Source organism: Acinetobacter sp. NBRC 110496, from assembly GCF_000876115.1.
Taxonomy (GTDB): domain Bacteria; phylum Pseudomonadota; class Gammaproteobacteria; order Pseudomonadales; family Moraxellaceae; genus Acinetobacter.
In genome coordinates this window covers 1-9,176 of the sequence record NZ_BBTF01000083.1, presented here as the reverse complement: position 1 = coordinate 9,176, position 9,176 = coordinate 1, and the positions used below count along the sequence as shown (strand labels likewise).

General features: G+C 39.6%; 9 protein-coding genes and 1 pseudogene. 6 read left to right on the top strand and 4 right to left on the bottom strand.

Annotated features, from left to right (window positions below; genetic code table 11):
* Positions 1-530, top strand: a pseudogene (locus Aba26S_RS19880) (hypothetical protein); the annotation flags it as partial.
* A 99-nt stretch (positions 531-629) separates the two neighbouring features.
* On the opposite strand, the gene Aba26S_RS19875 reads toward Aba26S_RS19880, so the two are convergent.
* A complete protein-coding gene (locus Aba26S_RS19875; protein WP_043974616.1) occupies positions 630-1,133 on the bottom strand; it encodes a hypothetical protein in 504 nt (167 codons plus the stop codon).
* A 113-nt stretch (positions 1,134-1,246) separates the two neighbouring features.
* Positions 1,247-2,368 (bottom strand): hypothetical protein, encoded by a 1,122-nt coding sequence (locus tag Aba26S_RS19870; RefSeq protein ID WP_043974613.1) that lies wholly within the window; start codon positions 2,366-2,368, stop codon positions 1,247-1,249.
* Positions 2,369-3,161: 793 nt separating this feature from the next.
* Between Aba26S_RS19870 and Aba26S_RS19865 the strand changes: the two genes are divergently transcribed.
* The 5 genes from Aba26S_RS19865 (at position 3,162) to Aba26S_RS19845 (ending at position 7,254) form a co-directional block, all read left to right on the top strand.
* Positions 3,162-3,479, top strand: a complete 318-nt coding sequence (locus Aba26S_RS19865; RefSeq protein WP_043974610.1) for a hypothetical protein — start codon at positions 3,162-3,164, stop codon at positions 3,477-3,479.
* A 65-nt stretch (positions 3,480-3,544) separates the two neighbouring features.
* A complete protein-coding gene (locus Aba26S_RS19860; protein ID WP_043974608.1) occupies positions 3,545-4,594 on the top strand; it encodes a DUF932 domain-containing protein in 1,050 nt (349 codons plus the stop codon).
* 178 nt (positions 4,595-4,772) lie between these two features.
* Positions 4,773-5,915 (top strand): YqaJ viral recombinase family protein, encoded by a 1,143-nt coding sequence (locus tag Aba26S_RS19855; RefSeq protein ID WP_043974605.1) that lies wholly within the window; start codon positions 4,773-4,775, stop codon positions 5,913-5,915.
* 120 nt (positions 5,916-6,035) lie between these two features.
* Positions 6,036-6,938, top strand: a complete 903-nt coding sequence (locus Aba26S_RS19850; protein WP_043974602.1) for a hypothetical protein — start codon at positions 6,036-6,038, stop codon at positions 6,936-6,938.
* 88 nt (positions 6,939-7,026) lie between these two features.
* A complete protein-coding gene (locus tag Aba26S_RS19845; protein ID WP_043974623.1) occupies positions 7,027-7,254 on the top strand; it encodes an AlpA family transcriptional regulator in 228 nt (75 codons plus the stop codon).
* A 204-nt stretch (positions 7,255-7,458) separates the two neighbouring features.
* Here the strand turns inward: Aba26S_RS19845 and csx16 are convergent, their stop codons facing one another.
* Both csx16 and Aba26S_RS19835 read right to left on the bottom strand, forming a co-directional pair.
* Positions 7,459-7,773: a CRISPR-associated protein Csx16 gene (gene csx16 / locus Aba26S_RS19840; protein WP_043974599.1), complete on the bottom strand. Its 315-nt coding sequence runs from the start codon at positions 7,771-7,773 to the stop codon at positions 7,459-7,461.
* A 60-nt stretch (positions 7,774-7,833) separates the two neighbouring features.
* Positions 7,834-9,042: a Card1-like endonuclease domain-containing protein gene (locus Aba26S_RS19835; RefSeq protein ID WP_043974596.1), complete on the bottom strand. Its 1,209-nt coding sequence runs from the start codon at positions 9,040-9,042 to the stop codon at positions 7,834-7,836.
* Positions 9,043-9,176 lie beyond the last annotated feature (134 nt).

Genomic DNA, 9,176 nt, shown 5'->3' with positions numbered 1-9,176 from the left:
GGTACGGTTCAAAGGTCGAACGTTTCTTATTGAATACCATGCAATACACAGATTGCTTAATGATCTTTCCAATGCGATTGAGTATCAGGGCAGATGTATCGTCATTAGCATTTCACGAATTTGAATGTTATGTCTATGCCTTGTTGAGAGAGGTCAGGGCAAGGGAGATCAATTTATTCCGTTGCATCCATTCTGTGATCTGGAAAATGAAACATCATCCTGATCGGGGTTACTACCTCCAGATCTACTTCATTTATGCAGGACAGGCACAGGACACGACTTTATCTGACCATGCCAATAAATTGGCAGCGAAGTGGGAAGAACTCAGTAATGGTTATGGTGAAGCCTACATTGAAGAACAAGCCAAGAAAGGTTGGTCAGTGAATTGTCAGGATGACAGACAGATTCAACGTACTTTGCAATTGCTCAAGAGTGATTTCAATGCGAATAGTAAAAATCATTATTTAAGGGTGACGCGAACTCGTCGCAAGATTTTTGATTGTGAACGCATTCCTTTAAAGTTGAATTAGTTTTGTTCAGAAAAATCAATTGAGTTGTAGTTCAAAAGTGGTCTAAGGAAAACAATGCGCTTAGACCACTAATCCACTGAAGCATGAATGGGCGAATGCCTAAAAATTATAGGTATAGGTCAAGCCACTGCTGGTCGTGATGGTCACTTCACGCACGTATTCAGCTGAACAGCCTAAGTAGACCTTTGCTACCGAACCATAACGCATATTTTGGTAGTCATAAGTGCCCTTGCTTCTACAGTTACCACGATTGATTAAAACACCTGTGATGGTGGTTGGGGCATCGTTCAATGACATGATGTTTAACAAGTCGGTATAGCCTGTCATGGAGTATTGTGATTCTTCACGACGAACACGTACTTCAAACTGTTCTTGTACAGTGGGTTCAGTCACTTCCTCAGCATTATATGATTCATCTTCTAAAAAGGATTTATCTACGGGTGGAAAATCATCTTCGGATTGTTGAGGCGTTTCAGTCGCACCAGCAGTGCTATGCTCACTGGTCTGGGTATCTTTGGGCTTTGGTACATCGTTGCCTGAATTACATGCGCTTAAAGTCAGTAGCAACACACTGGATAAAACAATAGATGGAATAAAATTCATTACACATGCCTATATTTAATCGAATATTCTGATTTACAGGGTTGGGCGAAAGCCCAACTCTATGTATTTAATTTTTGGATAAATCAATTTCTTGCTTTTTATAAAGTTTGGAATTACTCAACGATCTTTTTAAATACCTTTTCGATCGGGGTGTAGTTATACAAGGTGAAATCAAAAGGAATTGGCTTTTTCAGTGGCGCATCAAATTTCTTTAATGGCGCATTTTCTATGCCGTTGAAATGTTTACGTTGAAAGGACATGGTACTTGGTTCAAGGATTGCGATTGGCTCATTTGCAGAATCAGCTTGAGTAATGTTGGTTTGATAAATGACTAAGCTATCTAATTCCAATTTATGGTTATTGAAGTTAAAAATATAACCGACATATTTTTGTCCACCAGCCGTAATGATATTTTGTGCTAACTCTGGCGTGGATGGGGCGGTGAAATTCACAATAAGATCAGATGCGAAATTCATATTCTCAAAATGTAATTGTTTCGACTCAGCATCGTAGTAAACAAAATTATCAATTGGACCATTCGGTCGGTCATTCGGTGTATAGCTGCTCGGCATGAACTGACTTTGTGAAGACGTGGCATTTAAACTGAGTTCTAAAAGCTTCAAGTCATAATTTAGATGGGTATTTTTAGTATCCAGTTCTTTTTGAAGTGTCTGAATACGTTGTTGATATTGTTCTGTACTTTCAAATTGATTTTTCTGTGGTGGAATCACCTGCATCGTCGATCTTATATAATTGATAGCAGTATCATGCGCTGCACGCAAAGAATAGTCATCACCTAAAGCAAAAGTGAATGCAGGAAATTGTTGACCTGTATGTCCAATCACTAAAACTTGATTATTTTTTAAAGCCAGCAAATTTCTTAAATCATTCAGAATAGATTGGAAATGCACACAGTTTGCACAATAGTCAGCCACATCTGAATTTTCAGCAAACATCTGCAATCCAGAGATGGTTTTATACGGCGGATAAAAAGAAAAATATCCTTCGTCTTTAACGAGTTCCTGAAAGTCTTCTCCAGTCTTTGTGAGCGGAGGTGTAATTTGATTTCGAGCGATAAGCAAAGGAGAAGAAACAGCTTGTGCAGGGGCAGCATCATTCAATGACATTTTTTCAATCTTTTGAGATAGCTCTTCTTTCTGTACATTATCTTGTTGTGGTTTTGAACAGCCGACCAATGCAAGACTGGTGAGCAGCGCAATTGAAACGTATTTCATCCTATTATTTCCCCATCCAATATTTTTTAAGTTTTTAAAATGAATTATGAAATTGACTGTAATTTCAAATACATTCTGCTTGGCTGTCATAGGCTCTAGCTATGCTGTTACTGAGCACAATAAGGACAAGCCAAATAAGCTGTGCAGTACGCTCCATGATTTTTATCCAGCACAAAACACCACTGACCGAAATGAATGCAGCAGTTAATTGATGCTTTGAATCAATCAGGACACAGCAAAAGCGTGTGATAAATGAATCGGAATGAAATGCCTGATAGGCGGAGAAAGTGCAGGGGAATAAAGCACAGTAAATTGCGTCATGATTGACTCCTTGGAATTACAAGAAGTTCTACCGAATCACTGTCAATTGATTATGGTGGCAGAACGAAAGGGGGTTGACAGACTGGGATCCAAGGAACCAGCACGCACGAGGCGTCCCCCTCTCGCCCTACCATAGAAAAAAGGGGGACACGAGGGTTCCCACAACATACAAAATTACTTTCATATATCGTGCTGGATCTGCGGTCTGTCAAAACCGACTGACAATGTAGGTCAGTCCTTGCATGATAATCGTTGCGAAAAAACAGGTCAATTGATCTGTTTAATCATCATTCAAAAACTGCCTAAAACTGATGATAAAAAACGCATTCTAAAAAAATACAAATACATAGCATCTAATTGAGAACGGTGTTTCTCTATTCGAGATCGCACCAAGACATGCTTCAGCTACATCGCAATCATTTTGCCTGCTTCCCCAGCAGGCTTTTTTTATTCATTTACAGGAACTACCACAATGAGTTTGCCATGTCCTTACTGCCAGTCCAGAGAGACGGTACTACTTGAACCAACTCAACATTTACCCAGTACCTCAACCAATAACCATATTGCCAATAGTGTGATGTCACCGATGGCACTTGCCACATTAGGCGTGAGTGTTTCCAAAAGTCTAAATATCCCACCGATTGCAGGCGCAATCGTTGGAGTACTGATCGGTGGTATTTGGATGTTGATCACTGAAGATGAACAGCAACAGCCATTACAACCCATTTCACGCAGACAGTATTACTGCAATCACTGTGACCGCAGCTTTAGCCCGAATTTACGCAGTTAAGCATTCAACAAAATTCACAAATCGAACCTTATACCCATTTTAAAATTAATACAGGAATTATTCTTATGGCACATTTAGTTGAAACTATGGCATTTGTAGGACAAACCCCTTGGCATGGCTTAGGTAATCAACTCACACCGAATCAACCGTTAGAGGTCTGGGCACAGCAGGCAGGCATGGATTGGCGCATCGAATCCTCCGATGTCAGTTACATGGCACAAAACCATCGGGGGCAGAGCATTATTATGCCCTTTGAAGAACAGCGCGTACTTTACCGATCCGATACCCACGCACCTTTATCGGTAGTGAGTCAACGCTTTCAGGAAGTGCAACCGATGGAAATCCTGCATTTCTATCGTGACCTGACTGAACAATCAGGTTTTGAACTGGAAACCGCAGGTGTGCTGAAAGGTGGTAAGAAATTCTGGGCATTGGCACGTACAGGACAAAGCTCAGCCTTAAAAGGTAAGGATGTTAGTAATGGCTATATTTTATTAGCGACCGCCTGTGATGGAACGTTGGCTACCACAGCACAATTCACTTCGATCCGCGTGGTGTGTAATAACACTCTAGCTATTGCGCTCAAAGGACAAAATACCAGTGAAGGTGTTGTTAAAGTTCCGCATAGCACCAAGTTCGATGCGGATAAAGTTAAACAGCAACTGGGGATTTCAGTTCGTGCATGGGATGAACATATGTATGAAATGAAACAACTGAGTCAGCGTAAGGTGACGCAGCAAGAAGCAGCAGCTTACTTTGATGCAGTGTTTAACAATACCAGTCTAAGTACAGCAGAACAGGATGAAAGCATTGTGCAGTTCTATCGCAATGCAGCCATGCCAAATCAAACAAGCTCATCCAAAACTGACAATAAAACCGAACCGAATGGACGTGCTATGTCTAAAGTCATGACCATGTTTAACGGACATGGACGAGGTGCAGAACTCAGCTCAGCCAAGGATACTGCTTATGGTTTACTTTGCTCTATCACAGAATTCTGTGACCATGAACGAAGAGCGATGAGCACAGATCATCGTTTAGATTCAGCTTGGTTTGGCGCAGGTGCAGCCATCAAGCAGAGAGCGTTAGAACAAGCCCTGCGAATGGTGGCTTAAAACTATTTGACTTACTGAAATTATTTTCAGTTTTATTTAAGCTTAGCCAATTAATTTAAACATACAGTAAAGCCGTAACAAGCATTGCAATTCTCATTTCGCCACATCATCCCCGATGTGGCTTTTTTTATGCCCGAAATTCAGCTTTTACGCTTTTACTCATACAGGAATATTTCTAATGAATAGCCATACTCAAATTCAAAACACACTAAATAACCCACCACTACAATCTTATTCACCAAACCAGAATCCATCCACTCAAAACTCACCGACCCAGCAGATTGAAGTCGGAACTCGAACTAAACGTGATCGACCGAATACGCAACCACGTAAAACCAAAGCTCCAGTAGCCAAACGTCTTGCTAACACCAAACAGATGAATTACCAGCAATGGCTAGAGGTCAGAAAACAGGGCATTGGCAGTAGTGATGCCGCTACCGCCTGTGGACTGAATCCCTATATGTCGATGCTGGAACTGTGGATGATCAAAACAGGACGGATGCAACAAAACATCGAGGATGAAAGTGCAGGCTATGCGCCATTGTACTGGGGCAAGCAGTTAGAACCCTTGGTCGCGGAATACTACAGCATGCACACCAACCATAAAGTCCGTCGGGTTAATGCAGTGCTACAGCATCCTGATGAAGATAAACACTTTATGCTCGCCAATTTGGATTATGCCGTGGTGGGTAGTGAAGAAGTTCAAATCTTGGAATGTAAAACCGTTGGAGAATATGGTTCAAAACTCTGGCGAGATGGTGTACCACTTTATGTTCTTTGCCAAGTGCAACATCAATTGGCAGTGACAGGAAAACAAGCCGCTCATATCTGTGCCTTAATCTGTGGACATGAAACTAAAATCTATAAAGTGACACGCAACGAAACTGTGATTCAGCACATCATTAATGCCGAACGTCACTTCTGGCAGTGTGTGGAGTCGGATATTCCGCCGAGTGTCGATGCTTCTGACTCCGCAGCGAGAGCATTACAACAACTCTATCCTGAACAGATTCCACTATTGGTTGAAGATCTGACCCAAAATGAACAAGCCAACTATCTATTTAACCAATTGTTAGAAGAGCGACATAAGGTTGAGCAACATCAACAGTATTTTGATGAGTTAAAACATCAACTACAAATGCTGATGAAAGAGGCTGAGCGAGCTGTATTCACGGGTGGTTCAGTCACTTGGAAGAAATCACAAGACTCAATCAGCCTAGACAGTAAATCGCTTCTTAAACAGCATCCTGAATATCTACAGCAGTTTCCACAAACTAAAGCAGGGACACGACGTTTTCAGATTTATCCCAATGGTGGATAAGACTGAGATATTGAAATCCATCGCCCAAACCAACCGATCCCATGCCCCAACAGGTATGGGATTTTTTTATACCCAAAATTTATTTACCCAAATTTCAACATCTGTATAGAGGACATCACCATGATTAAAGGTTCAGCTATTACCCCACCTGTTTTGGGTCGTATCAGTATTGGCAAAATAGTAGAAAAGAATGGCAAACGACTGCCTGAAAAGGATGACCAATTTACCATTACTAGCCAAATCCAAAATAAGGATGGTTGGGTCAAACATCCACTAGATGAGCAGCTTCGTGCCAAAGCACCGAATCAAAACCAAAAGCTAAGAAGCATTCCAGTCCGTATGATCTTCAACGATCCTGAACTGAATCTACGGGCAGAGTACAGTCTGTTTGACCGCCAAACTGGACGCTTAATTTGTTCAGGCAATGGCGAAACCTGTCAGCGACTCGGACAAAACGGCATTGAACAACATCCATGTCCATCGCCTGATTTATGCCCATTGGCACAAGGTGGATTATGCAAACCCTATGGCAGACTCTACGTCAACCTAGATGAATCGGATGAGTTTGGCACATTCATCTTTAGAACCACGGGCTTTAACAGTATTCGCACTTTGGCAGCAAGGCTGAGTTATTACCATGCGGCATCGGGTGACCTGCTTTCATGTCTGCCTTTGCAACTCACATTGAGAGGAAAAAGTACCACCCAGAGTTACCGTACCCCGATCTATTACGTGGACTTAACCTTACGAGATGGCACAAACCTAAAAGATGCGATTAGCTCAGCCAAACAGATTGATGAACAGAGCAAGGCAGCAGGATTTTATCAGGAGGCATTGGATCATGTTGCTCGGCAGGGTTATGGCAATGCCAGTTTTGAGGTGGGAGGTGACGACGGACTGGATATTGTTGAAGAGTTTTACACGGATGAATCTAAATCAGAACAGCATCAGCAAGCGCATGATTTGACTCATGTTCAGGATATTCAGAAAGGGTTGCAACAGTCGGTGCAGGCTTTGAATTGATTAGGTGGAAGCAAGACGTTTTTTCTTACAGCGAGCTCTATTATTTGAGCGAAATCGCGCTCGCATCATTGATAGGGAGAAAAACATCATGAATGCGTTCACAGGTCAAACTTTTCAGATACATCAGCTTATTAGCATTAAACAGGTCGTAGAATATACTGGTATTAGTCGTTCAACTGTTTATGACATAATGAACGAAAAATCTCCGTACTACGATTCTACTTTTCCAAAGAAAATTAAAATGACGCAAAATCGCATTTGTTGGTCAGCATGGGAAATCAATCAATGGATTGAATCCAAGATGGCACAACGCTGAGAGAGCTTAGGCTCTCTTTTTTTTAGTTTTTATTTATGAATGTGGATTTATTTTTTGACTTTAGCAGTTGAGTATAAAAGCTTCAATCCCTTATTGGTATGGAAATTATTTTAGACTCTAACAAGTTTTTTGTTGTTAAACAAAATTTTAAACTACGTGTAGGTTAAAAAAGTGTAAACATCTAACAGATTACCTTTGCTGGTTTTAAAGCAATTCCAATTTTATAGGTTTTTTTAATACAACAAATTCTTCTAAGGTTGCCTGACATGCATTCAATTGCTCCGCATTTAGCTCTACACCACGTAAAGCATGCGGAATTTCTAAAGAAAAATGAATATAACGTATTCCTTTTCTATTGAGTTTGTATACAAAATTAATTGGAAGAGTTCCAATTATTGTATCTTGAGCATCTAAACGATCTAGGCTATCAAGATGATTCAGGTGTATATCAAAGTTCAAATGTTGTTGCGTCGCCCATTGTAATGCACCTACATGACGAGTTACAAAATATATAGTCATAAATAGTCTGTGGTATTAAGTTAAAAGTATGATCGCAGAAATCATACCAATGCCTTAATTTTATAAGCTTATGTTTATGACCTGTTCTTTTTGGTTGGGTTGTAGCCATTTCAAAATATGTTCAGATAGGTTGAGTAACTCTTTTTCTTGGAAAATTTTAATATCTGAATTATAAGCACGTGTGAGGTTGTAATCTTTTAGTGAATAAAGTGAAACAACAGCACGTTTTTGATTTAAACCACCGAAATCTTGTAAAGCACTGAGTTTATAAAGCACATCTTGCGCTTTATCTTCTGCCATGGTCTTGGCTGTTTTACATTCGATACAATATAAATTTGCATGATGAATAAACATGATATCCATTTCATTTGGAGTCTGATTTTTCTTAAGTTCAACATTGAGTGCCAATTCTGCTTGAGGAGTTAAGGATATTAGAACTTTGAAGCACTCATAACCTGCATAAATTTCTAACCAGCCACCTTTAACATAAGCTATAGTTTCTTTACTTTTAAATTCAATAGTGAGCGTGTCACTATTGAAGCCGAAAAAATGATTTTGCGTGATTTGAGCTAAGTTCGAAATCTCTTCTATGGTTTCTGTTTCCATAGATTTGTATTGCGCTGTTAAATTTTTATCTTCCTCGGCTAAGCATGCCAATTTATTCATAAAACTAATAAACTTTCTGCCTTTAGAGAAATCATCACGCATTTTATCAATTAAAAATTCACCATATTTCAATTCAATAATTTCAACTTCTTGGATAGGTTGCTGTTTGGTAACTTGATAACCTCGAGCCAAAACACGTTGCTGTAAGCCTAAGTTACTATTGATTGGGAAGGAGATCATATGGTCTTGTCGTTGATACCATGTGATATGATGGTCTCGGCTTTGATAAAAACATTCTGCTCGTTTTGTACCGAGGAGCATGGCTGCCCGATCTAAAACTATACTCATAATTTTGGTGCCACCCGTAACATTAAACATAAACGTATCTTTCAGTGGGTGGCTATTGACCCAGTTTAGAATCAGCTCTTGCATAGCAAACATATTAGATTCTTCATAACCATTTGGAATATTTAGAATTTCAATTTCTGCTTGAGTTATGCTATTTAAACTTTTTTTGAGGAGTTCTGTTTTACCTTCCTTATCCATGTAGTCTGTACTTAAAATTGTAATTTTTTCAATATGGCTATTATTATCCATAAAGTAGCGTGCAGACTCTAAATTGGCTTCAGGTTGCCCTGTTGTACTAAGGACTAAAATTCGCATGTTATTGTATTCAATAAAAATTCAGAATAAATATTATGTACTTTTCTTTATTTTGCAAATATATTTTAGGGGCTTAGGAAGTTAAGCATATTAAAAAGTATGGTAACTTCCTTATATGAAAGCAAAAAATAGAT